At 73.6% G+C, this 24,335-nt stretch carries 21 protein-coding genes; 13 read left to right on the top strand and 8 right to left on the bottom strand.

Features of this window, described 5'->3' with window-relative positions; translation table 11 throughout:
* Window positions 1-75: 75 nt before the first annotated feature.
* Entirely contained in the window at window positions 76-345 is a 270-nt protein-coding gene (locus KME66_RS13845; RefSeq protein WP_073219572.1) for a hypothetical protein, read from the top strand.
* Here the strand turns inward: KME66_RS13845 and KME66_RS13850 are convergent.
* Entirely contained in the window at window positions 338-1,792 is a 1,455-nt protein-coding gene (locus tag KME66_RS13850; RefSeq protein ID WP_073219570.1) for an NCS2 family permease, read from the bottom strand. The genes KME66_RS13845 and KME66_RS13850 overlap by 8 nt on opposite strands.
* A 318-nt stretch (window positions 1,793-2,110) precedes the next feature.
* Here KME66_RS13850 and KME66_RS13855 point away from each other — a divergent pair, with 318 nt between their 5' ends.
* Together KME66_RS13855 and KME66_RS13860 are read left to right on the top strand one after the other, a co-directional pair.
* Window positions 2,111-2,434 carry a DUF2530 domain-containing protein gene (locus tag KME66_RS13855; protein WP_073219567.1) on the top strand — a complete coding sequence of 108 codons (324 nt, stop codon included), beginning with the start codon at window positions 2,111-2,113 and terminating at the stop codon, window positions 2,432-2,434.
* Window positions 2,435-2,618: 184 nt separating this feature from the next.
* Window positions 2,619-5,096: an HAD-IC family P-type ATPase gene (locus KME66_RS13860; protein ID WP_216322339.1), complete on the top strand. Its 2,478-nt coding sequence runs from the start codon at window positions 2,619-2,621 to the stop codon at window positions 5,094-5,096.
* Between the two features lie 74 nt (window positions 5,097-5,170).
* On the opposite strand, the gene KME66_RS13865 is transcribed toward KME66_RS13860, so the two are convergent.
* The 3 genes from KME66_RS13865 to KME66_RS13875 form a co-directional block, all read right to left on the bottom strand.
* A complete protein-coding gene (locus tag KME66_RS13865) occupies window positions 5,171-6,067 on the bottom strand; it encodes a calcium-binding protein (RefSeq protein WP_073219562.1) in 897 nt (298 codons plus the stop codon).
* A gap of 175 nt (window positions 6,068-6,242) precedes the next feature.
* Entirely contained in the window at window positions 6,243-9,452 is a 3,210-nt protein-coding gene (locus tag KME66_RS13870) for a molecular chaperone Hsp90 (RefSeq protein WP_073219560.1), read from the bottom strand.
* A gap of 292 nt (window positions 9,453-9,744) precedes the next feature.
* Complete coding sequence (locus KME66_RS13875; RefSeq protein WP_253208328.1) at window positions 9,745-10,686, bottom strand: DUF3027 domain-containing protein; 942 nt, start codon at window positions 10,684-10,686, stop codon at window positions 9,745-9,747.
* A gap of 512 nt (window positions 10,687-11,198) precedes the next feature.
* Between KME66_RS13875 and KME66_RS13880 the strand changes: the two genes are divergently transcribed.
* From KME66_RS13880 to KME66_RS13895, 4 genes are all read left to right on the top strand, one after another.
* On the top strand, window positions 11,199-12,659 hold the full coding sequence (locus KME66_RS13880) for an MFS transporter (protein WP_216322342.1): 1,461 nt from the start codon (window positions 11,199-11,201) through the stop codon (window positions 12,657-12,659).
* A 27-nt stretch (window positions 12,660-12,686) separates the two neighbouring features.
* Complete coding sequence (locus KME66_RS13885; protein WP_073219555.1) at window positions 12,687-13,172, top strand: DUF2771 domain-containing protein; 486 nt, start codon at window positions 12,687-12,689, stop codon at window positions 13,170-13,172.
* Window positions 13,173-13,248: 76 nt separating this feature from the next.
* Window positions 13,249-13,953 (top strand): futalosine hydrolase, encoded by a 705-nt coding sequence (locus tag KME66_RS13890; RefSeq protein ID WP_216322344.1) that lies wholly within the window; start codon window positions 13,249-13,251, stop codon window positions 13,951-13,953.
* A gap of 6 nt (window positions 13,954-13,959) precedes the next feature.
* Complete coding sequence (locus KME66_RS13895; protein WP_216322348.1) at window positions 13,960-14,850, top strand: 1,4-dihydroxy-6-naphthoate synthase; 891 nt, start codon at window positions 13,960-13,962, stop codon at window positions 14,848-14,850.
* A gap of 84 nt (window positions 14,851-14,934) precedes the next feature.
* Here KME66_RS13895 and KME66_RS34410 read toward each other — a convergent pair whose 3' ends face one another.
* Window positions 14,935-15,318, bottom strand: a complete 384-nt coding sequence (locus KME66_RS34410; protein ID WP_006126557.1) for a cold-shock protein — start codon at window positions 15,316-15,318, stop codon at window positions 14,935-14,937.
* 178 nt (window positions 15,319-15,496) lie between these two features.
* Between KME66_RS34410 and KME66_RS13905 the strand changes: the two genes are divergently transcribed.
* Complete coding sequence (locus KME66_RS13905; protein ID WP_073219545.1) at window positions 15,497-15,733, top strand: hypothetical protein; 237 nt, start codon at window positions 15,497-15,499, stop codon at window positions 15,731-15,733.
* A 61-nt stretch (window positions 15,734-15,794) separates the two neighbouring features.
* Here the strand turns inward: KME66_RS13905 and KME66_RS13910 are convergent, their stop codons facing one another.
* Entirely contained in the window at window positions 15,795-16,442 is a 648-nt protein-coding gene (locus KME66_RS13910) for an HAD family hydrolase (RefSeq protein ID WP_073219543.1), read from the bottom strand.
* A 139-nt stretch (window positions 16,443-16,581) separates the two neighbouring features.
* Between KME66_RS13910 and KME66_RS13915 the strand changes: the two genes are divergently transcribed.
* The 4 genes from KME66_RS13915 (at window position 16,582) to KME66_RS13930 (ending at window position 20,949) form a co-directional block, all read left to right on the top strand.
* Window positions 16,582-17,640 carry an iron ABC transporter permease gene (locus tag KME66_RS13915; protein ID WP_216322352.1) on the top strand — a complete coding sequence of 353 codons (1,059 nt, stop codon included), beginning with the start codon at window positions 16,582-16,584 and terminating at the stop codon, window positions 17,638-17,640.
* A gap of 182 nt (window positions 17,641-17,822) precedes the next feature.
* A complete protein-coding gene (locus KME66_RS13920) occupies window positions 17,823-18,938 on the top strand; it encodes an iron chelate uptake ABC transporter family permease subunit (protein ID WP_216329331.1) in 1,116 nt (371 codons plus the stop codon).
* The gene (locus KME66_RS13925) at window positions 18,935-19,975 is read left to right on the top strand and encodes an ABC transporter ATP-binding protein (protein WP_216322355.1); all 1,041 of its coding nucleotides are present in this window, start codon (window positions 18,935-18,937) and stop codon (window positions 19,973-19,975) included. Before KME66_RS13920 ends, KME66_RS13925 begins: the two co-directional genes overlap by 4 nt.
* Window positions 19,972-20,949, top strand: coding sequence for an ABC transporter substrate-binding protein (locus KME66_RS13930; RefSeq protein ID WP_216322358.1), 978 nt, complete (start codon window positions 19,972-19,974; stop codon window positions 20,947-20,949). Before KME66_RS13925 ends, KME66_RS13930 begins: the two co-directional genes overlap by 4 nt.
* A gap of 30 nt (window positions 20,950-20,979) precedes the next feature.
* Here the strand turns inward: KME66_RS13930 and KME66_RS13935 are convergent, their stop codons facing one another.
* On the bottom strand, window positions 20,980-21,891 hold the full coding sequence (locus KME66_RS13935; protein ID WP_216322361.1) for an alpha/beta fold hydrolase: 912 nt from the start codon (window positions 21,889-21,891) through the stop codon (window positions 20,980-20,982).
* A gap of 286 nt (window positions 21,892-22,177) precedes the next feature.
* On the opposite strand from KME66_RS13935, the gene KME66_RS13940 reads away from it, so the two are divergent.
* On the top strand, window positions 22,178-22,747 hold the full coding sequence (locus KME66_RS13940) for a TetR/AcrR family transcriptional regulator (RefSeq protein ID WP_216322363.1): 570 nt from the start codon (window positions 22,178-22,180) through the stop codon (window positions 22,745-22,747).
* Between the two features lie 203 nt (window positions 22,748-22,950).
* On the opposite strand, the gene KME66_RS13945 is transcribed toward KME66_RS13940, so the two are convergent.
* A complete protein-coding gene (locus KME66_RS13945; RefSeq protein WP_216322366.1) occupies window positions 22,951-24,291 on the bottom strand; it encodes a hypothetical protein in 1,341 nt (446 codons plus the stop codon).
* Window positions 24,292-24,335 lie beyond the last annotated feature (44 nt).

The raw sequence follows: 24,335 nt of genomic DNA on the forward strand, positions 1-24,335 counted from the left end.
TCCGATCACCCGAACGAGTGAGTCGGAAGCGGAAAGTGACGCACGGAACGCTCCGGGGCGGCGACCCTGCTGGACATGGGATCGACAGTGCTCAGCCTGCGGATAGACGGTGAGCTGCTCGACCGGCTCCGGCAGCACGCCGCGAAACGCGGAATGAGCGTCCAGGACTACGTGGTCCGGACGCTCATGCGCGACGACTTCGACGAGCGCTTCAAGGCGGCCGTCGAGGAGACGGAGAGGCTCTACGGCGACGCGGCGGAAGGCGTGCCGCCGCCCCCCGGTTCCCGGGGGAGCGTGACGCCGCCCCTCGGCTCCAGGAGGGGTGTGACGCCGCCGGTCACGTGAGGCCGAGCGCCGGCATCGCGTAGTAGAAGACGAAGACCGCCGAGACCACGTACATTGCGATCGGCACCTCACGGCCCCGGCCCGCGGCCAGGCGCAGCACGGAGAAGGCGACGAAGCCGATGCCAATGCCGTTGGTGATCGAGTACGTGAACGGCATCATCACCATCGCGAGGAACGCGGGGACCGCGAGCGTGTAGTCGCTCCAGTCGATGTCCCGCACCGAGCCCGCGATGATCAGGAAGCCGACCGCCAGCAGGGCGGGCGTGGCCGCCTGCGACGGGACCATGGTCGCCAGCGGTGTGAGGAACAGCGCCACCGAGAAGAGCAGACCGGTCACCACGCTCGCCAGCCCGGTGCGGGCGCCCTCGCCGACACCCGCGGTGGACTCCACGAAGCACGTGGTGGCGGAGGCGGAGGTCGCCCCGCCCGAGGCGACCGCGATGCCGTCCACGAACAGCACCTTGTTGATGCCGGGGAAGCTGCCGTTCTCGTCCATCAGCTTCGCCTCGTCGCCGACACCCAGGATGGTGCCCATCGCGTCGAAGAAGCAGGAGAGCAGCACGGTGAAGACGAACAGCACGCCGGTCAGGTAGCCGACCTTCTCGAAGCCGCCGAACAGGCTGACCTCGCCGAGCAGTCCGAAGTCCGGCGCGGAGACCGGATTGCCCGGCCACGAGGGCGTCGTCAGGCCCCAGGCCCCGTCGGGCAGACCCGCCACCGCGTCGATGACCACGGCGACGACCGTCATGGCGATGATCGAGATCAGGATCGCGCCGGGGACCTTGCGCACGATCAGCGCGAGCGTGAGCAGCGCGCCGAGGACGAAGACGAGGACCGGCCAGCCGTTGAGGTGGCCGTCGCCGCCGAGCTGGAGCGGCACGGTGGTCATGGCGGCGTCCGGGATGCGCGAGACGAAGCCGGAGTCGACGAGGCCGATCAGGAGGATGAACAGGCCGATGCCGATGGCGATGCCCTTGCGGAGCGACTTCGGCACGGCGTTCATCACGCGTTCCCGCAGCCCAGTGGCGACCAGCAGCATCACGACGACACCCGCGAGGACGACCATGCCCATCGCGTCCGGCCAGCTCATCCGGGGCGCCAGCTGGAGCGCGACGACGGTGTTGACGCCGAGACCGGCGGCCAGTGCGATCGGCACATTGCCGATGACGCCCATCAGCAGCGTGGAGAAGGCGGCGGAGAGCACGGTGGCGGTGACCAGCTGACCGTTGTCGAGCTGGTGGCCGTACATGTCCTTCGCGCTGCCCAGGATGATCGGGTTGAGCACGATGATGTACGCCATCGCGAAGAACGTGGCGAAGCCGCCGCGGAACTCGCGCGCGACGGTCGACCCCCGCTCGGAGATCTTGAAGAACCGGTCCAGGCTGCCCCGGGGCTGCGGAGCCGAGGGGGGCGGGGAGTCGACCGGAACGGTGGCCGAGGGGGGCATGGGTGACCTCAGTCGTACGTAGGGGAGGCGGAGCAAAGGACGTGAGGTGATCGAATTTGGATGTTCCGACGAACAATTCGAGCCAGCCCAAAGCAGATTCAGTATGAATACATCAAGCGAAGATCGCTATCTCCGCGCGTAGACCCTTGGGCCGACCGCCCCGTCAGTGGCGATCGACCTCCCCGTCGCCGTCGGCTGGCCGCATCGTCGCCGTCGGACGACCGCCCCGTCGCCGCGGATCGGCCGCGCCGTCACCGGCCGATCGCCCCGTCCGTGGCCGATCAGGGTGGGCCGTCCGGGGCCCCATACACTGAACCCATGGAGAAGTGGACACCGCAGCACGAGGCGCCCGAACCCCTGGAGGGCCCGGTCGTCGCCACCGTCGTCGGCGGAACGATCCTCTGGTTCGTCCTCTTCCTCGCCCAGCTCCCCTTCTACGGCTGGTTCGCCGACCGCGGCCACACCTGGTGGGTCTGGACCCCGCTGGCCGGCGCCGGACTCGGCCTGATCGGGATCTGGTACGTGCGCGGCCGCGACGCCGCCCTCAAGCGCCACGCCGCCCGCGCCGAGGTCAAGGACGCCGCCGGGGCCGAGGCGGCGGACAAGGCGCTGAGCACCGACCGGCCGGACCGAACGGGCTGATCCGACCGGCCGGACCGAACGGGCCGATCCGCCCGCGTCGAGGGCCCGGTGCGGCTCCCCGTGCACGTCGAAGGCCGCCGGGGCGACTCCCCCGTACGACCACGGGACCGACTTCGTCCTCCCCTGGTCGGATCTTCTGCCCCCCGGCGGGAGATTCGCCGCGGGCGCCCGTAACGTCGGACCCATGACGCAGCGGGCACTCGACTCCTCCGGAGAGCATTCTCCCGGACCCACCCGGCCGGCCATGATCGACGCGGGGGCGGAACTCGATCCCGTGCACCCCGTGGAGCCACCGCCGCCGCCCCGCCGGCCGGACGGTCTGACCACCGCCGAGGTCGCCGAGCGGGTCGCGCGCGGCGAGGTCAACGACGTCCCCGTCCGCTCCTCGCGCTCGCTCGCCGAGATCGTCCGGGCCAACGTCTTCACCCGGTTCAACCTGATCATCGGCGTGCTCTGGGCGATCATGCTGTTCGTCGCACCGATCCAGGACAGCCTCTTCGGCTTCGTGATCGTCGCCAACACCGGCATCGGCATCATCCAGGAGTGGCGGGCCAAGAAGACCCTGGACAGCCTCGCGGTGATCGGCGAGGCGAAGCCGACCGTGCGCCGCGACGGCGTCGCCGCCGAGATCTCCACCCACGAGATCGTCCTCGGGGACGTGATCGAGCTGGGGCCCGGGGACAAGGTGGTCGTGGACGGCACGGTCGTGGAGGCCGACAGCCTGGAGGTCGACGAGTCGCTGCTGACCGGGGAGGCCGACCCGGTGATCAAGCGGGCCGGGGACCCCGTGATGTCGGGCAGCTTCGTCGTCGCGGGCGGCGGCGCGTTCACCGCGACCAAGGTGGGGCGCGAGGCGTACGCGGCGCAGCTCGCCGAGGAGGCCTCCCGCTTCACGCTCGTCCACTCGGAGCTGCGCAGCGGCATCAGCGCGATCCTGAAGTACGTCACGTGGATGATGGTGCCGACGGCGATCGGGCTGGTCATCAGCCAGCTGGTCGTGAAGGACAACAACGTCAAGGACTCCGTCGCCCGGACCGTCGGCGGGATCGTCCCGATGATCCCCGAGGGCCTGGTGCTCCTCACCTCCGTCGCCTTCGCCATCGGCGTCGTCCGCCTGGGCCGCAAGCAGTGCCTCGTGCAGGAGCTGCCCGCCATCGAGGGCCTGGCCCGGGTCGACGTGGTCTGCCTGGACAAGACGGGCACGCTCACCGAGGGCGGCATGGACGTCACGGAGGTCCGGCCGCTCAACGGGAGCGACGAGGCGTACGTACGGCAGGTGCTGCGGACGCTGGGGTCCTCCGACCCCCGGCCCAACGCCAGCCTCCAGGCCATCATCGACGCGTATCCGGCGGACGCCGACGACGCGGAGAGCTGGACGGTCACCGAAGCACTGCCGTTCTCCTCCGCCCGCAAGTACAGCGGCGCGGCGTTCACCGAGGCCGACGGGACGGCTTCCGCCTGGCTGCTCGGCGCGCCCGACGTGCTGCTGTCCGAAGGCGATGCGGCCCTCGCCGAGGTCGGGCAGCTCAACGAGCAGGGGCTGCGGGTGCTGCTGCTGGCCCGTGTCCAGGGCGACGATCTCGACGCGCCCGGCGCGGCCGAGGGAGCCGCCCCCACCGCCCTGGTCGTCGTGGAGCAGCGGCTGCGGCCGGACGCGGGCGACACGCTCGCCTACTTCGCCGACCAGAACGTGGCCACCAAGGTCATCTCCGGCGACAACGCGGTCTCGGTCGGCGCGGTCGCCGGGAAGCTGGGCCTCCCGGGCGCGGAGAACACCCTCGACGCCCGCCGGCTGCCCAGCGACCCGGACGAGATGGCGACCGCCATGGAACAGAACGCGGTCTTCGGCCGGGTCACCCCGCAGCAGAAGCGGGACATGGTGGCCGCCCTCCAGTCGCGCGGCCACACGGTCGCGATGACCGGCGACGGCGTCAACGACGTGCTGGCCCTCAAGGACGCGGACATCGGCGTCTCGATGGGTTCGGGCTCGGAGGCGACGCGCGCGGTGGCGCAGATCGTGCTGCTGAACAACAGCTTCGCGACGCTGCCGTCGGTGGTGGGCGAGGGCCGCCGGGTGATCGGCAACATCACCCGGGTCGCGACGCTCTTCCTGACCAAGACGGTCTACTCGGTGCTGCTGGCGATCCTGGTGGTCTGCACCCAGGTGGAGTACCCCTTCCTGCCGCGGCACCTGACCCTGCTGGCCACGCTGACCATCGGGGTCCCCGCGTTCTTCCTGGCTCTCGCGCCCAACAAGGAACGGGCCCGGCCGAACTTCGTCCGCAGGGTCATGCGGTACGCGATCCCCTCCGGCGTCATCGCGGCGGCGGCCACCTTCACCACGTACCTGCTGGCCCGGCACCACTACAGCGGAGAGGACGCGCTCGCGGCGGAGACGAGCGCGGCGACGCTGACGCTGTTCCTGGTCGCGATGTACGTCCTGGCGATCATCGCCCGCCCGTACACCTGGTGGCGGCTCGGCCTGGTGGCGGCGATGGGGCTCGGCTTCCTGATCGTGCTCGTGGTGCCGTGGCTCCAGGACTTCTTCGCGCTGAAGCTGGTCGGCACGACGATGCCGTGGGCGGCGGTCGGTATCGCGGTGGCGGCGGCCGCCCTGCTGGAGTTCGTCTGGCGCTGGGTGGGGCGGCGCTTCGGGGTGTAGGCAACGGACGGAAGCCCCCGGGAGGACGGGTGATCCTCCCGGGGGCTTCCGGGTGCCGGGGGCGCTGCCGGGTGCTACTTCACGTCGACGAAGTCACCGGCGGCCGACACGGCCGGGGTGGTGGACGTGCCGGCGAAGCTGTAGCGCCAGTAGCCGTCGGCCGAGGCCTTGACCGTGGTCTTCAGGGTGCCGGTGGAGCTGGTCCTGACGGTCTTCACCGTCGTGTAGCTCTTGGCCCCCTTCTTCTTGAACTGGAGCTTCACGGGCTGGTTGGTGTAGCCCTTGTACGTGTTGGTGTCCCAGTTGGCCCGCGTGAGCTTGCCGGTGACGGTGAGCGTCCTGCCCTTCTTCACCGGCTCGGGGGACGCGTTCACCGTCAGCTTGGAGAACCGCTGGACGCGGGTCTTCGCCTGGGCGTCGTTCCAGACGAAGTCGTTCTCGCCGCCGGTGTCCGCGAGCGCTCCGGCCGCGACCTTCCAGGTGCCGGCGAGGCTGCTGGTGTAGAGGTCGTCGGACCGCGGGTCGACGGTGACCGAGACGGTGCAGGTGGAGGTGGTCGGGTCGGCCGAGACCTTGCAGCTGCCGGTCTCCTGGACCGGGCCGAGGAAGCCGTCGACCGTGTCGGCGTGGCCGTGCCACAGGTAGGCGAAGGCGTCGGCGATGCCGGACGGCGACGAGGCCGTGACGGCGATGGTGAACTTCTGCTTGGACTTCGTGCCCACCACGACGTCCTTGCCGCCGTTGACGACGACCTTCTTGATGACGGGCACTTCCGCCGCGCGGCCGCCACGGGTCTTGGCGGTGGCCGCGCCGGGCGCCGCCGACTCGGCGGGCTCAGCGGCGAAGACATCGGTGCCGGACGGCAGGCTCACGCCGGCGTCGGGCTTCTCATCGGCCTGGACGGCCGGTACGGCGAGAGCGGAAAGGGCCAGGGCGCCGGAAACGGCGGCCACGGTGGCACGAATACGCATGTGTCCCCAAGTGGAGAAGGGGTCCCGGGGCGCGCTTGCGGCGTCGGCCCGGCGGGACCCATCTGATCCATGAGCCTGTTGGCTCACAGGAACAGACAGGCGAATCGGACGAACGGTTGTGCGTGTCTGTGACTTTTCTGTGAACCCGCGGCCGCTCCCGGGCTGCGCCCCGCCCTCAGTCGAACCAGCGGTCCCGCGCCAGCTCCTCCGTCCGCGACGGGTCCTCCAGCAGGGCCGCCACCTCGAAGCGACGGGGCCACTGGCCCGCCGCCCAGGCGAGTCCCGCCGCCACGCCCTCCAGGGTGGCGGCGTGGACGACCCCGTCCGGGGTGCGGCGCCAGTCCAGTTCGACACCGCCGGCGCGCAGTTCGGGGTGTTCGAGGTACGTGTCGGGGGTGGCGGGGCCGAGCAGGACGCGGACCGGCTCCGGTACGCGGTGCTCCTCGCCCTCGCTGGTGACGTCCGCCTCGACCGTCTCGCCGAGGCGGGGCACCTGGAGCAGGTCGGCCAGCTCGGCGGCCCGGGACGGGGCGACCGGGAGCAGCGGCAGGCCCGCCGTCAGCGGCAGCACGTCCGGGGCGTCCGCGATCACGGCGTCCGCGGCGTCGACCACCCTGACGCCGCCGTCCACCACCGCGCGCAACGCGTCCGGCAACGTCACCTGTTCCGGGTCCAGTTCGGCGAGGGCCGTGTAGAGCGCGTGCAGCTGTACGGGGGTGACGGGGCGGTCCGCGTCGGCGAGGCGGCCCAGGAGTTCGGCCGCGCCGCCCGGCTCGTCCAGGAGAGCGGCGACCGAGGTCCGCACCCCGAGGGCCCGCAGCACCTGGACGTCGTCGAAGCCGCTCGCGTCCACCGCGTCGTACAGCCCGGCCAGGAGCGGGTCACCGGCCGCCGAGCGCAGTCCGGCCGGGCGGCGGCCGTCCAGCACCGGGTGGTCCCGCAGCCACCACGCGGTGTACGGGCGCACGGACTGCGTCGTGCCGTCCGGGAGCAGCACGCGCACCGGCTGCGTCAGCGCGTCGCGCAACGGCGGCCGGGCCAGCATCGCCAGCGCCTGCGGCCAGGCGTCGTCGTCGACCAGGTCCAGATCCCGTACGGCGACGATCTCGGTGGCGACCGGCGGCACGGGCGTCCCGGGCAGCCGGTCGAGCAGGTCCTCGCACCAGACGTCGACGGCGTCCAGCAGCCCCGCGTCGTCTGGTTCGGCGAAGTCGCCGTCCCGGGGCTCCAGTTCGTCCGGGTCGAGGACGACGTCGGCGGCCCGGACGAGAGCGAAGGTCGCCAGGACCCCGCAGGCGGTCAGCGGGCCCTCGCCCCAGCGGTCGGCCAGCTCCTGGTCGACGAGCGCGAGCTCCCCCTCCCGCATGATCTGCGCGAACGGGCTCCCCGGCAGGACCAGTTCACCGGCGGGGGCGGGCTCGCCCTCCTCGTCGGGGAGGGCGAGCGCACCGAGCCACGGCTCGTCGGCGGGGCCGAGTTCGGCGTCGCGGACGAGGGTGAGCACGGTCTCGGCCAGCTCGTCGGCGTCGAGCGCGTCCTCGTCCCAGATCTCCCCCGCGTCCAGCGATCCGGCCACCGCGGCACGCACCTGAGGGGTCGTCAGCACGGCCCGGGGCGTGGCGGGCAGGGCCCCCAGCTTCTCCAGCAGGGGATGGGCCGCGTCCGGATGGGCGACCTTCAGGCCGAGCCGGGAGAGACGGCCCAGGACGGGGGCGGTCAGCGCGTCCGGGAGGGGCAGCAGGATCTGGCGGGGCCCGATCGTGGTGCGCGGCGGGCGGCCCGCCCGCTCGTCCTCCGGGTCACCGGCGAGCGGGACGGGGAGGCCGGTGAGCCGGTCGGGGTCGGTGCCCGCGAGGCTGTCGTAGAGCCGGTGCCACCAGGCGGGGTCGCGCTCCAGACCGGCGAGGCGGTCGATCGCCTCGGTCAGCGGGACCCGGGCGACCCCGAGGGTGCGCAGCTCGGTGCGCCGCTCCAGACCGGCCGGCAGCAGACAGGGCAGCACCTCGGCGAGGACCGCCACGGTCCCGGCCCCGACGCCCTCGACGACCTCGGCCTCGACGGGCCGCAGGGCGGCGGTGTTCTCCGTACGGTCCCGGTCCTGCTCCCGGTCCCAGTCGTCGCCCCAGCCGCTCTCCGCCCCGGGGTCCCGGGGTGCGGCGGGCTCCAGGAACGCGACCCTCGGCAGCCGGGCCAGGATCGCCCCGCGCAGGGCCCCGTCCAGCGCGCCCTTGCCGAGCTGGCCCGGCACCAGGTCGATCGTCCCGGTCGACACGGGCCGCCAGGCGCCCAGCAGCTCCGCGTAGGCGTCGGCCGCCCGCTCCACCAGGAAGTCGGTCAGCGGCCCCGGCGCGGGGTGCCTGCGGGCGGTGTCCAGCGGGAGCGAGGCGATGAGCAGGGCGGGGATGCCGAGGGGTTCGTCGGTGGGGGTCGGGGCGTGCACGACCGGTGCCGTACGGGGGTGGAGCGGGGCGCCGGACTCGTCGACCGGGACCGCCCAGGTCACCGACCAGTGCGGGCGCAGCCGCTCCTCGACCGGGCGGTCGGCGAGCAGGGCGGGCTCGACGGGCCCGTGGTGCAGGACGGTGCGCCAGCGGTTCAGGCCGCGCGCGGAGTCGTCGACGTGGGTGTACGGGCCGTGCTGCGACCGGCTCAGGGTCCGGGTGCCGTCCGGGGTCTCGATGACGACCTCGTCGAGGCCGGGCAGGGTGAGCAGCAGCGCGTCGTCCACGGCGGCCAGCAGCCGGGCCACCAGGTCCTCGGCGGTGCCGTCGCGCAGCGGCAGCACGACGACGGTGTCGTACCCGTCGGGCGCGGAGCCCTCGGCGGGCAGCGGCAGGCGCAGCAGCGGTACGTGTCCGTCGCGGCGGCGCAGCTCGTCCCCGAGCCCGGGGGAGCCGACGGCCGCCTGGCGGGCCATGCCGCGCGCCTCGGCCAGCGACCAGCGGACGCCGCCGTGGCGGCCGAGCACCGCCGGTTCGTCGCTGACCGCGAGCACGGCGGCGAACCCGACGCCGAAGCGGCCCACCGAGGACTCGTGCCCCTCGCGCTTGGCGGAGGCCCGCAGGGTGCTCAGGGACTCGACGCCGGTCGCGTCGAGCGGGGCGCCGGTGTTGGCGGCGGCCAGCACGCAGCGGGCGTCCGGGTCGCCGGGGGCGGCGGGGTGCAGGGTGAGGCGGAGCCGGCCGGGGACCTCGGCGCGGGCCGCGGCGTCGGCGGCGTTCTGGGCCAGCTCGACGACGAGGCGGTCGCGGTAGCCGCCGAGCGCGAGGTCCTCCTCGGCGTTGGCGTCCTCCCGGAACCGGGCGGGCCCGGCGCCCCACGCGTCGAGCACGCCGCGCCGCAGCCGTGCCGTCCCGAACGGATCGGCCCCCTCGGTCGCCTTCATGCTCACGCTCTCGACTCCGTCCGCGTTGTGGGTGGCCCGCGTATGCCGGTGCGGCCCCGTGTGCGCCCGAAGGTACCGCGCCCGCCCACCCGCGCCGTACCGGCGTCCCGGGCGGTCCACGCCCGCCCGGCGTCCTCCGGCCCGTACCGGCGGTCCCTGTCGAGCCCGTCCGGCGTTCCGTTCCAGGCTGGATGTGCTCACCCGACGCCGGAAGAGCTCGGGTGGCCGGGCGGACCGCAGGCGCGCCGCGCTGCCGGGCGCCGCAGGCCCGGTCCCTCGGCGGGCAGGAGCGTCAGGAGTGGCCGAGGTCCTCCGACGCGCCGTCCGGCTCGGCGGGGACGGAGCCCTCGCCCCGCTCCGGCCGCAGCGCGTACGCGTCGACCCGCATCGTGTCCAGGGCATGGTCCGCGGGCCGGACCGGCTTCGGCATCACCGCGGCCTCCGAGTGCCCGCCGCAGCCGTACGCCAGCGACACCACGTGCCCGTCCGCCGGGCCGAACTCGTTCGCGCACACCCCGAAGGCCTGCTTCAGCGAGCCCGCCATCGGGATCAGGAACGCGCAGCTGACACAGGTCGCCGGGGCCGCCTGCGCCATCGGCGTCTTCGGGCCGAACGCCTCGTCCCAGCGGTCGGCCGCCTCGTACAGCCCGTACCGCGACAGCACCCGCGCCCGGCGCGTACCCAGCTCCTCCGCCACGGCGGCGATGGAACCCCGGCTGGTCGCCGCCACCGGCCGGTCCGTCAGCTCGGCGTCCTCCGCGTCGACCAGCTCCGCCAGCTCCTCGGAGACCACGGAGTTCGGCGGCGGCTCGTCCTCGCCGGTCCAGCCGGGCTCCAGGCGCAGGTCCTCCGCCTCGGTGGGCAGCAGGTCCCCGGGCCCCATGTCGCCGGGGCGCAGCCGCTCGCTCCACGGCACCCACTCCGGCGCCAGGAGCGCGTCCGCACCCGGCAGCAGCACCGTCTCGTCCAGGGTGACGTTCTTCGCGCGGGAGGCCCGCGCCACCGTCACGGCCCAGCGCCAGCCCCGGTAACCGGGCTCCTTGGCCTCGAAGAAGTGCGTGACGACCCGGTCCCCCTCGGAGACCACACCGACGTGCTCGCCGACCACACCGGGCGCGGCGGCCTCCTCGGCGGCCGAGCGGGCAAGGTCGACCGCCTCGGCGCACAGGCGGTCGGGAACAGGGGTACGGGTCGCACGTGTCGTACGGCTTCGCGTGGTCGTCGCAGCACTCACAGGTCTTCGCTTCTCTCCATACGCCAGTCTCACGAGCGCGCCAGCTGCTGCACGATTGCCGTTTTCGGCCAGACAGGTGCGGGCGGAGCGGACCTGGGGGCCGCGTCGACGTCCACACCCGTAGTGCCTGCCTCGGGCGCGCCTTCTGCCACCCATTCTGCGGGATCGCCGAGAGGCGCGCGGCCAAGAACAACCGCCGGTGGCGCGTTACGCACGCTACCCTCTCCGCCGCCCCGCGCCCACCTGCCCGTCCCAAACGTGCCGTATCCGTTCCCCGCAGGCACGCGCCGCCGGCCCCCCACACGCGCGGCCGGCTCCCCCGCACGCGCCACCCGCTCCACCGGCGGGCGTCCGGTTCACGTCCGGTACGCGTCCCGTGGGCGTCCGGTACACCTCCCCGTACGGCGGCGGCCGACGCTCGCCCGGCAACGCGTCACCCCCGTGTCCGGTATCCCGCGCGAGTCCGTGGCCGATCACCGTTCGAACCGGCCGGGGTGGGGCACTATGACGAGGTGACAGCCGCCCGGTCGCACGACGGCCCCGGCCCGCTCCGCAGGGCGGGACGGGTGACGGGCCGTGCCCTGCGCGCCCCGTTCACCGGCACGGCGCGCTCCATCCGCAAGGCGACGCACGCCCACGGGGCGGGGGAGTCCGGCCTCGGCAAGCTGATCGAGCTGCACGCCGTGAACGGGGCGGGCGACGTCATGATCACGGTCGCGCTCGCCTCCACGGTCTTCTTCTCCGTACCCACGGACGAGGCGCGCGGCCGGGTGGCCCTCTACCTCGCCATCACCATGGCTCCCTTCACGCTCCTCGCCCCGGTGATCGGCCCGCTGCTGGACCGCCTGCCGCACGGGCGCCGGGCCGCGATGGCGGGCGCGATGCTGGCCCGCGCCCTGCTGGCGATCACCATGTCGGGCGCGGTCGCCACCGGGGGTCTGGAGCTGTATCCGGCCGCGCTGGGCGTCCTGGTCTCGTCGAAGGCGTACGGCGTGGTGCGCAGCGCGGTCGTGCCACGGCTGCTGCCACCGAACTTCTCCCTGGTGAAGGCCAATTCCCGGGTCACCCTGGCCGGGCTGCTGGCCACCGGGGTGGCGGCCCCGATCGGGGCCGGCCTCCAGATGATCGGCTCCGCCTGGCCGCTGTACGGGGCGTGCGCGATCTTCGTCGCCGGGACCTTCCTCGCCTTCAGCCTGCCGCACAAGGTCGACTCCGCGAAGGGCGAGCGGCGGGCGCGGCTGATCGTCCCGCACCACGACGGGGCGCCCTCCCGGCCCGCTCCCGGCACGGCGCCGGGGCGGTCGGGCAGCACCCGGGCGGGGCTGCGCGGGGGCGCCAGGGCGGGCGACGGGGAGAAGCCGGCCAAGGAGCGGCCACCGGGTCTGCGGTCCGTCGGCGGGTCCGTCCTGCACGGGCTCCAGGCCAACGCCGCGCACCGGGCCCTCTCGGGCTTCCTCATCTTCTTCCTGGCGTTCCTGCTGCGCGAGCACCCGCTGGCGGGGCAGAGCGCGGCGGTCTCGCTCGGCATCGTCGGCGTGGCGGCCGGGGTCGGCAACGCCTGCGGTACGGCGGTGGGGTCCTGGCTCCGGGCGCGCGGCCCCGAGGTGATCGTCGCGACGGTGCTGGCGCTGGCGCTGAGTGTGGCGGTCCTCGCCGCGGTGTTCTTCTCCACCCTGCTGGTCGCGGCCCTCGGCGCGGTCGCCGGCTTCACCCAGGCCCTGTCGAAGCTGTCGCTCGACGCGATGATCCAGCGGGACGTGCCCGAGGAGGTCCGCACGTCCGCGTTCGCCCGGTCGGAGACGTTGCTCCAGATGGCCTGGGTGGTCGGTGGCGGTATCGGCATCGCCCTGCCGCTCAACGCGGTGCTCGGCATGTCGGTCGCCGCGGGCATCCTCGCGCTCGGGGCGGCCGCCTCCGTACGGGGCCTCCTGGGGGCCGCGCGGCGCGGCACGCCGCACCCCCGCGTGGCGTGAGCGGAGGCGACCGATAGCCTTCGGCCCATGACCGTTGCGTTCTTCTCCGGTAAGGGCCGTCGAATCGGCGTCGCTCTTGGTGCCGTGTCCGCGGGACTCCTTGTCCTGTCCGCCTGCGACAAGCCGACGCCGCTCGCGACCGTGACGGTCGGCAGCGACTCGGTGAACACCGAGGCCGCCTGTTACAACGACGGCGACGCGATCAAGGAATCGCTGATCCAGGGCTGCCTCAACAAGAAGGCGGACAAGGTCGTCGAGATCTCGATGGACGACAAGGTCCGCTTCGGCGTCGACCCCGAGATCGCCGACAACGGCTGGACGCTCTTCATCAACGGCCAGCAGGCCGAGCAGGAGCCGTACACGAACACGTACCGGACGATCCCCGGAAACGCGTTCCTCGCCAGCCAGACGGGCCAGACCGCCGAGGAGACGACCGTCTCCATCGTGGAGACCAAGGGCAAGAAGCTCACGGGCATCTGGCAGTTCGAGTTCAAGAACAAGAACAAGAACTGACCCGGATCCACCGGGACGGCTCCCCGACAGGGTTTCGTCCCTCCGCTCCCCGTCCTCGACTCTGAGGCTGACATCCGTGCGTGTGCTCGTCGTGACCGCTGTCCCGGTGGAACGGGACGCGGTCACGCGTGCGTTCGGCGGCCCCGAGGAGCACCTGACGCTGCCGGGAGCCGAGCTGCACCGCTGCGGCGCCTTCGACGTCCTGGCCGGCGGTGCGGGACCGGCCGCCGCCGCGGCGGCCACCGCGTTCGCCCTGGCGTCGGCGTCCGGGCCGTACGGGCTCGTCGTCTCGGCCGGGATCGGCGGGGCGTTCACCCCCGTGACCCCGCTCGGCTCGCTGATCGTGGCGGACGGCATCGTCGCCGCCGACCTGGGCGCGGAGACCGCCGAGGGCTTCCTGCCGGTCACCGCGCTCGGCTTCGGCCGGGACCGCTTCACCCCGCCGCCCGCGCTGGTACGCGAGGTCTCGGCCGCCACCGGCGCGGCCGCCGGCCCCGTGCTCACCGTCTCCACCGTGACCGGCAGCGCCGAACGCGCCGCCGCCCTGCTCGCCGCGCACCCGGGGGCGCTGGCCGAGGCGATGGAGGGCTTCGGGGTCGCGGAGGCCGCCGCCCGGGCCGGCGTGCCCGTACTGGAGGTGCGGGCCGTCTCGAACGCCGTCGGCCCCCGCGACCGGGACGCCTGGCGCGTCGGCGACGCGCTGGCCGCGCTCACGGACGCGTTCGGCGCGGCGGCGCCCGTACTGGACGTCTGGAACAGCCACGAGAACCCGGAAGGTTGAACCGGCATGACCCACGACACCGACACCGGCACCGCGGCCGGCGACAGCCCGGCCGGGGACGCGCTCCGGATCGCCTACTCGCCCTGCCCCAACGACACCTTCGTCTTCGACGCCTGGGCGCACGGCCGGGTCCCCGGCGCGCCCGCGCTGGACGTGACCTTCGCCGACATCGACATCACCAACGGCATGGCCGAACGCGGTGAGCTGGACGTCCTGAAGGTGTCGTACGCGGTCCTGCCCTGGGTCCTGGACGAGTACACGCTGCTGCCGTGCGGCGGGGCGCTGGGCCGGGGCTGCGGGCCGCTGGTCCTCGGCAAGGAGCTGGGCCTCGACCTGACCGGCCGGACCGTCGCCGTGCCGAGCGAGCGCTCGACGGCGTACCTGCTGTTCCGGCTCTGGGCGGCGGAGATGGTGCCGGGCGGCGTCGGCGAGGTCGTCGTGATGCCGTTCGACGAGATCATGCCCGCCGTACGGGACGGGAAGGTGGACGCCGGCCTGGTCATCCACGAGGCCCGCTTCACGTACCGGAACTTCGGGCTCCACAACCTGGCCGACCTGGGCCGGCACTGGGAGGACACCACCGGTCTCCCGATCCCCCTCGGCGCGATCATCGCCAAGCGCTCCCTGGGCGAGGAGACCCTGCGCCGCCTGGCCGACGCCGCCCGCAGCTCGGTCCGCCTCGCCTGGGACCACCCGGAGGTCTCCCGGCCGTACGTCCTGGAGCACGCCCAGGAGATGGACCCGGCCGTCGCGGACCAGCACATCGGGCTGTACGTGAACGAGTTCACCGCCGACCTCGGCGAGGACGGCTACGCGGCGGTCCGCGGCCTGCTCACCCGCGCGGCGGCGGAGGGACTGGTACCGCCGCTGGGTCCGGACGCGCTGGCGTTTCCCTGAACGACGGGCGGGCGCCGGGTCCGGCCCGGCGCTTCGGGCCTGACCCGGCCGGCCGGGTCAGGCCCCTGTGCACGTGTCGCGCCCCTACACGTCGAGCTGGTCGGCGACCGCCCGCAGCAGGCCCGCGATCTTGGCGCCCGCGGCCTTGTCCGGGTAGCGGCCCCGCTCCAGCTGCGGCGTGATGTTCTCCAGGACCGTCGTCAGGTCCTGCACGATCGATGCCAGCTCGTCGGGCTTGCGGCGCTGTGCGGCCGCGACGGACGGGGTCGGGTCGAGGACCACCACGGAAAGGGCCTGGTCGCCGCGCTGGCCCGCGACCACGCCGAATTCCACGCGCTGGCCGGGCTTGAGCGCGTCGACTCCGGCAGGGAGTACCGACGAGTGGACGAAGACGTCGCCGCCGTCGTCGCGGGAGAGAAAGCCGAAGCCCTTCTCGCTGTTGAACCACTTGACCTTGCCGGTGGGCACGTCTGTCCTCGTCCTCGTACTCGTCGGTGTGCGGGAGAGCCGGAACAACGGCTCCGAAAAGCACCGGATAGCAATACAGCGGGTCACCGTGACCCGCCCGGTCCCAGGCTAATGGCCCTACGGCCGGTGACAAGACGCCGCCGGAGAGTTCCTCCGGGCTGGGAACTACCCTGGTCGCGTGAGTACTACTCCTTCAGGCGCAGGCGACCGGCTCGTTCAGGTCGGCGCGATCGTCTTCTTCGTCGGCGCACTGGCCACACTGGTCACCGTCGCCCCGCTGTTCCTCGGTACGGACCCGTTCCCGCCGATCGCGTACGGCGTCTGCATGCTGATGGGCGTCGGGTTCCTGATCGCCGGAGCGGGCGTGGTCCGCTCGGCGTGGGCGAACTCGCCGAAGCGGGCCGCAGGCTCCTAGGTGTACGGATCACGAGCGTGGTGAACGCTCGTGATCCATACATCCAGGGCCTCCCCGGCGCCTACGCCGCCCGGCCGGCCTCGAAAGCGGCCAGCCAGGCCGGGAAGCCCGTCAGGTCCGCCAGCACCACGTCCGCGCCCGCCGCCCGCAGCTCCGCCGCGTCGCACGGGCCCGTCGTCACCCCGAGCGACAGTGCTCCGGCCACCCGCGCCCCGCGCACGTCGCCGGTGTGGTCGCCGACGTACACCTGGGCCCCCTGCTCGCGCAGGGCCTCGCCCTTGGCCTCCGCCCACAGCGAGCCGATCACCGTGTCCGGCTCGATGCCGAGGTGGGCCAGGTGCAGTTTCGCGTTCGGCTCGTGCTTCGCCGTGACGACGACCGCCCGGCCGCCGAGCTCCCGGACCGCCGCCACCGCCTCCCGCGCCCCGTCGAGCGCCGTGCTCGGGGCTATCGCGTGGTCCGGGTAGATCTCCCGGTAGCGGTCGGCGACGGCCGGCACCCTGTCGGCCGGGAACCAGTGCGCGAGCTCCGTCTCCAGCGGCGGGCCGATCCGGCTCACCACCAGATCGACGTCGATGCGCGCGCCCGTCTCGGCGGCGAGGGCGCGGTAGGCGGCGGCGATGCCGGGGCGGGAGTCGACGAGCGTCATGTCGAGGTCGAAGCCGACCGTCAGGGGCCGGTGGGCGGGGTGCTGAACGGGAGAAGCCATGCCCGCCATTCTGCCGACCGGCCCCCGTCGGCGGCGACATCGCGCCGCCTAGACTGAGGCGCGCACTTAGCCAAGCCTTACCGGACCGGCCCGGTCCGTACCGCCCGCTCGTCCCCCGCGTCCGACCCGATTGGTTCCCATGTCAGCGTCCGCGCCCGTGCGGGCCGCCGCGCCGCCCGGTGCGCCCGTTGCGCCCCGCGCACCCCGCCTCTCCCGACGCGCGGCCGCGACGGGTGCGGCCGTCGTCGCCCTGCTGCTGGCCGTCCTGCTGAGCCTCGCCGTGGGCGCGCGCTCCATCCCGCCGGGCGAGGTGCTCGACGCCCTGCTGCACGGCGGGCACTCGGACGCCGCCGAGGTGATCCGCTCCCTGCGGGTGCCGCGCACGCTCGTCGGGCTGATGGTCGGCGCGGCACTGGCGCTCGCGGGCACGGTGCTCCAGGGCATCACCCGCAACCCCATCGCCGACCCCGGCATCCTCGGCATCAGCCAGGGCGCTTCGGTGGCCGTGGTGACGGCCATCGCGTTCGCGGGGGTCCACACGCTCACCGGCTATGTGTGGTTCGCCTTCGCGGGCGCGGGCGTCGCCTCGGTCGCCGTGTACGCCATCGCCTCCCGGGGGCGCGGCGGCGCGACCCCGGTGAAGCTCGCACTCGGCGGCGCGGCGATCAACGCCCTGCTGGTGTCGGTGACGATGGGGATCCTCACGACGAAGGCGTCGGCGCTGGACGAGTTCCGCTTCTGGCAGGTCGGTTCGATCGCGGGCCGTCAGGCGGACGTCGTGCAGCAGGTGTGGCCGTTCCTCCTCGTCGGCACGGTGCTCGTGCTCGCCGTCGCCCGCGGCCTGGACGCGCTCGCGCTCGGCGAGGACGTGGCGAAGGGGCTCGGTCAGAACGTCGCGGCGGTCCGGATCGTCGGCGGCGCCGGGGCGACCGTGCTGACCGGGGTCGGCGTCGCCGCCGCCGGGCCGGTCGCGTTCATCGGGCTCGCCGTCCCGCACATCGCCCGCGCGGTCGTCGGCAGCGACCACCGCTGGGTGCTGCCCATGGCGGCCCTGATCGGGCCGGTGATGCTGCTCGTCTCGGACGTCGTCGGCCGGATCGTGTTCCCGCCGAGCGAGGTACCGGCGGGTGTGATGACAGCGCTGATCGGGGTGCCGTTCCTGGTCGCCCTGGTGCGCCGGAAGGCGGTGCCGGCATGAGCGGCACCCGTACACCGGGGAGCGGTGCCCGCGTGAACGACGCCCGTACGCCCTCGGAGGCCGGGACGGACCGGAAGGCCGGGACGGCCGGGAAGGCCGAGGAGAGCTCGGGGGCCGGGGAGACCTCGATATCCGGGGCGACCTCGGAGTCCGGGGCGACCTCGGGGGCCGCGAAGACCTCGATGTCCGGGACGGCCTCGGGGGCCGGAGCGGCTTCGATATCCGGGGCGGCCTCGGCATCCGTGCGGGTCCGGCCCGCCGGGTACGTGCTCGTGAAGGCCGGGCCGCGCGGCCGGTTCCTGCTGCACCGCAGGGCGTCCGTGGCGGCTGCGGCCCTGGCCGTCTTCCTGGCCGCCGTCTGCGTCGCCTACCTCTGCGTCGGGGAGAGCTTCGTCGCGCCCGGCGAGGTCGTGAAGGTGATCCTCGGGCAGCCGTCGTCGGCCGAGCTGGTCGTGGGCACGCTGCGGCTGCCGCGCCTGGTCGTCGGGCTGCTGGTCGGCGCCGCGTTCGGGATCGCCGGGGCGCTGATCCAGACGGTCGCCCGCAACCCTCTGGCCAGCCCCGACATCATCGGCATCAGCCAGGGCGCGAGCGCGCTCACGGTCGGTGCGATGACCTTCGGCATCACCTCGTACACCGTCCTGCCCTACCTCTCCGTCATCGGCGGAGTGGCCGCGGCGGCCCTCGTCCACGTCTTCGCGTGGCGCGGCGGCCTGCACGCCACCCGGTTCGTCCTCATCGGCATCGGCTTCGCCGTCGCCCTGCGGTCGGTGACCACGCTGTTCCTGACCAAGGGCGACTACCTCGTCGCCCAGCAGGCGCAGATCTGGATGACCGGTTCGCTGAACGGGCGGGGCTGGTCGGAGGCCGCCCCGATCGGCTGGACGCTGCTGGTGCTGCTGCCCGCCGTCGCCTGGGCGGCCCGCGCGCAGCGCACCGTCTCGATGGACGACGACACGGCGACCGGCCTGGGCGTGCGCCTGGGGCGCGTACGGCTCGGGCTCGTCGCCCTCGGCGTGGTCCTGGCGTCCGTGGCGACGGGGACGGCGGGCCCGGTGGACTTCGTGGCGCTGCTCGCCCCGCAGATCGCCCGCCGGATGACCCGGACCGCGCAGATCCCCCTGCTGTCCTCGGCGTTGCTGGGTGCCGTGATCGTCGTCCTCGGCGACCTGCTGGCTCGCAGGCTGTTCTCGCCCACCGAACTGCCCGTGGGCGTCCTCACGGCGGCGGTCGGCGCCCCGTATCTGATCTGGCTGATCATCCGCGGCCACCGTAGCCGCAGTGGAGGCACCGCATGAGCCCGACGAACGACGCGGCGCAGCCGGGCTCCCGCCTGGCCGCGCGCTCCCTCACCCTCGCGTACGAGGACCGCACCGTGGTCCACGAACTGGACCTCACCGTGCCCGACGGACAGGTCACCGTCATCGTCGGCCCGAACGCCTGTGGCAAGTCCACCACCCTGCGGGCGCTCGGCCGGCTGCTGAAGCCGCGCGGCGGGGCGGTCCTGCTGGACGGTACGGAGCTGGCGCGGATACCCACGAAGCAGATCGCCCGGTCCATCGGACTGCTCCCGCAGACCCCGGTGGCGCCCGAGGCGATCACCGTCTCCGACCTGGTCGCGCGGGGCCGGCAGCCGCACCAGAGCTGGTGGCAGCAGTGGTCGGACGAGGACGAGCGGGCGGTGACCGACGCCATGGCCCGTACGGATGTGACGGCGCTGGCCGACCGGGCGGTGGACGAGCTGTCGGGCGGTCAGCGTCAGCGGGTGTGGATCGCGATGGCGCTGGCCCAGGACACGGACCTGCTGCTGCTCGACGAGCCGACGACGTACCTGGACATCGCGCACCAGGTGGAAGTCCTCGACCTGGTGCGCCAGTTGGCGGCCCCCGCCGCGGACGGCACCCGGGGCCGTACCGTCGTCACCGTGCTGCACGACCTCAACCAGGCCGCCCGGTACGCGGACCGCCTCGTCGCCATGAGGGACGGCCGGATCGTGGCGGAAGGCGCACCCGGGGACATCGTCACGGCCGAGCTCGTCCGCGAGGTCTTCGGCCTGGAGGCGGTGATCGTCCCGGACCCGGTGACGGGTTCGCCGCTGGTCGTCCCGGGCGCTCCCTGGAGTCCTGCGCCGCCCTCCGCGCCGGCGTCCTCGTCATCTTCCGCTCCCTCGTCGCCGCCCTCCGCGCCGACGTCCTCGTCGCCTTCCGCTCCCTCGTCGCCTTCCACTCCCTCATCGGCCTCTGCTTCCTCGGAGGCCCCTGGTTCCGCCTCCTCCTCTGCCTCCGGTCCCGCCCCAGCCTCCGCTCCGACTCCCGGAAAGGCCCTCCGACCATGACCCAGCGCAGCTTCCGCCCCCGCGCCCTGGCCGCCGTGTCCCTGATGACCGTCGCCGCGCTGACCCTGGCCGCCTGCGGCTCGTCCGGCGGCTCCGGTTCCGACTCCGCGCCCGCCTCCGACGCCACCCGTACGGTGAAGACGGCGATGGGCGACGTGAAGGTCCCGAAGGCGCCCCGGCGGGTGGTCGTCCTGGACACCGCCGAACTGGACTCGGCCCTCACCCTCGGGGTGAAGCCGGTCGGCGCGACCCACGCGGACGTGGCCTCGGGCTTCCTGAACTACCTGCCGAAGAACCAGGTCGCGGGCATCGAGGACGTCGGGCAGATGATGACCCCGAACCTGGAGGCCATCGCCGGTCTGAAGCCCGACCTCATCCTCACCAGCAAGATCCGGCACGGCGACAAGTACGCCGAGCTGTCCAGGATCGCGCCGACCGTGATGACGGAGAGCACCGGCTACCCCTGGAAGGAGAACTTCCGGGTCCACGCGGAGGCCCTCGGCAAACAGGCCGAGGCGGAGATGGTCACGGACGGCTACGCCGACCACGTGGCGGACGTGACGAAGGCGCTCGGCGGCGAGGAGAAGGCCGCCGCGACCGAGGTCAGCATGGTCCGCTTCGTCGAGGGAGCGGACATCCGCATCTACGGCAGGAAGAACTACATCGCCACCATCCTGGCCGATGTGGGGCTGGGCCGCCCCGCGATCACCGACCAGGCCAAGGACGGGTTCTCCTACGACGTCAGCCCCGAGAGGATCGACCTCGCGGACGCGGACGTGGTCTTCCACTCGACGTACGGCGACCCGAAGAAGGCCAAGGAGACGACGACCACCGGCAGCGGCCTGTGGAAGAACATGGACGCCGTGAAGAACGGCAGGGTCTTCGCGGTCGACGACCAGCTGTGGATCCAGGGCATCGGCTACACCGCGGCCGACAGGATCCTCGGCGAACTCCACCGGAGCCTGACGGGTTGACGTATCGCGGGCGGGGACGCCCCGGCGCTCTCACTTGCCGGTGACGTCCCAGCCGGCGCCGTCCGCGGCGGCGGCCTTCCCGAAGGCCGCCCACTCCGAGGCGTCGAGCCCGAGGGCGTCGAGGAGGTACGCGGAGACGGCGTCGGCGACGAGGGCGACCCGGGCGGGGTCCTCGTCGGTGGTCTCGGCGACCTTCTCCCCGGCGAGACCGCCCAGGGTGTGCTCACCCTCGTCGATGGTGAGCAGGCTCTTCGGGGACGGGCCGAGCCGGTAGGCGTCGGTGAACCACTCCGGCCCCCGGGTGGAGAGCTGGGACCGGTCCCGGCCGCCCGCCACGACCAGGGCCGGCATGGTCATCGTGGAGTAGTCCGGCCGCATGAACGGAAGATGCTCGACCGCGAACGGGGTGAGGGAGTCACCCGTTCCGGTCGCGGCGATCAGGACGCCGGCCGCGACCGCGGGGTGCGTGAAGTCGGCCCCCGGTACCCCGTCGGCGTCGAGCACCCGCGCGCCGAGCAGTGTGCCGACGGTCTGCGCTCCCCAGGAGTGGCCGACGGCCGCGACCCGGCCGAGGTCGGCGCGGTCCTCGAGGCCGGGCACTTGGGCGAGGATGCCTCCCAGGCCGTCCAGAACGGCGTGGAGGTCGGATATCCGGACGCGCCAGACGGTGGCGAAACGCGGGTCGTCCCACCCGATGCCGTTGCGGCGGGAGTCCAAGTGGGTGGGCTGTACGACGACGAACCCGGCGGCGGCCCACCGGTCGACGAGGGGTTCGTATCCGTCCATGGACCACGCGTTGCCGTGCGAGAACACGATGACGGGGAGGTTCCGGCCGGTCAGCGGGGCGGTGACCTTCACCTGGAGGTCCACGCCACGGTCGGGGGCGGGCACGGGGATCGGCTTGACCGCGACGATGCGTCGGTCCGGGTACTGAGCTGACATGGGGAGCCACTTTCTTCCGTAGGGCGTGCGGCTGCTTCTTCTTCGCTCGGGCGCGCCGCCGCCTCTTCTGTCCTGGGCGCTCTGCCGCTGGGGGGGGGACGTGCCGCCGCTTCCCGGGCAGGGCGAAACCGCCGGCTCTGCCGCAGGTGAGCCGCCCCGCACACTTTCGCGGAACGCTGTTCCGCCAAATTAGCGGAACAATGTTCCGCGAGCAAGGAGGGGTCCGCGCAGGCCGGACTCGTGAAGCAGGAATCGTGCAGCAGGACCCGTGAAGGAGGACCGGCCCGTGCCGGAATCGCTCGGAGTACGCCAGGCCCGCGCACAGCGCACCCGCGAGGCCGTGGTGGCGGCCGCGGCCGCGGTCTTCGTGAACCAGGGCGTCCAGGCGCCGATCCGCGACATCGCCGAGCGCGCCGATGTGGGCGTCGGAACGGTCTACCGCCACTTCCCCACCCGGGCGGACCTGGTCACCGCGGTCTACCGGCACCAGATCGACACCTGCAGCGCGCTCGCGCCCCGGCTGCTGGCGGAATCGGCGTCCCCGTTCACCGCCCTGACCCGCTGGGCGGACGCGTTCGTGGAGTTCCTGGTCACCAAGCACGGTCTCGGCGCCGCCCTGGGGTCCGGCGACCCGGGGCTGGAGAACCTGCACGCCCTGATGCTCGACACGCTGGTCCCGGCCTGCGCGACGCTGCTCGACGCCTGCGCCGAGGCCGGCGAGACCGACCCCGGCATCACCGCGTACACACTGATGCGGGCCATCGGGAACCTGTGCATCACCGGCCCCGACTACGACCGGGCGGACGCCCGGCGGATGGTCGCCGCCCTGCTCGCCGGAATCCGCCGCACGACATGACGGCGGGCCCGGTACCGTTCCGGCCGGTACGCAGCTCGGCACGACGGCGGGTCCATCACCGCTGCGGCCGGTCCGACGCACGGAGGCCCGCGGAGTTGTTCCGTGGGGGCCCGCCGAACTCCGCAGAGGCCCGCCGAGTTCTGCGGGGATCCGCCGAGGACATCCGGCCGACCACGAGGGCCGGAACCCGCTCCGGCGCCCGGTCACGCCCGCCTGCGCGCCCGCCACACGAGGTAGAGCGCGGAGGCGACGGCGGCGACCCGGACGACCACCGGCCAGGCCTCCAGCAGGACGTCCCGCATCGCGCCCTCGCGGATCGGCTCGCCCCAGCGCCCCTCCATCCGCCCCCACACCCACACCAGGGCCCCGGCAGCGACGACGCCCGGGAGGCCGAGAGCCGCCCACTTCGCCTCCGTACGGGAGAGGGTGCGCGAGCTGTACGCGATGAGCCAGCCGCCCGCCAGCGGCAGCCAGGACCCGGTGACCACGCCGGCGACGAGCAGGACGGCGGCCAGGAGCAGCAGCGGGTGGGCGAAGCCGCCGCGCGGGCCGGGAGCGGCGACCACGGGTTCGACGACGACGGGGACGGGCTTGCGGCGGCGGAGCTTGACGAGACGCAGGGCGCGGCGGCGGGCGGCGCCTTCGCCGGTCCCGGCCGGGCCGGCCTTCGCCCCGCCCGTGCCTTCAGGGCCGCCTGCCGTGCCGTCCTTCCCGTCCCCCTCGCCCTTCGCGCCCTCCTTGTCCTTCGCGCCTTCCTTGTCCATGTCGACGGCCCTGGGCCGCCTGCCGAGCAGCTCCGGGGCCTCGATGCCGCCGAAGAACCCGGGGACGGCCGTCCCCTCGTCGAAGGGCCCCCGCTCCAGGCGCCACCAGTCGGTCGCGTCGTCCGCGCCCCCTTGCCCGCTCTGCCCGAGCATGTGCGGGGCAGAGGGGTCGGGCCAGGCGCCGCCGACAGCAGGGGCCTCGTCGGGGGAGGGCCCGGGACGGGGCACGGCGGCCGCACCGTCAGCGGATGCGGCACCGTCAGCGGAAGCGGCACCGTCCGCAAGGGCTCCACCGTCAGGGGGAACGGCTCCCGCCCCACCGGCCGCCGCACCCCCACCCGTCCGCCCCTCCGGCGCGCGGCGCGACGCGCCCCACCCGAATCCGGCTTTCGGCTTCCGGGGGCCCGTGGCCTCCCGCCCCTCGCCCCCGTGAGGGCCGGATTCCTTGGGCTCCTTGCGCAGCAGCCCGCTGCGGGGCCGGGGCACACCCCGCCGCTGCGGCTCGCCGCCCGTCCCGCTCGGGGCGGACGGCAGCGGGACCGTTCCGTCGCCGGACCGCGCCGCCGCGGCGACCAGTTCGTCGGGGCTGCCGAGCCTGCCGATGATGCGGCGCACAGCCGCCGGGGAGTCCGCGCCCTCCGTGGTGCGGCGGCGGTCGATCTCGCCCCGCAGCGTCGAGACGAGCCTCATCCGGGCGCCCGACGGGAGCTGTTGCTGCTGAGCCAGGTCGCCGACCCGGCTCAGGTAGTCGTGCACGAGCTGGTCGCTCTCGATCCCCACGCGGTGCGTCCCCTCTACCCGGCCCTGCCCCGACGGTAGCGTTC

Source organism: Streptomyces sp. YPW6, assembly GCF_018866325.1.
In the GTDB taxonomy this organism is placed as follows: domain Bacteria; phylum Actinomycetota; class Actinomycetes; order Streptomycetales; family Streptomycetaceae; genus Streptomyces.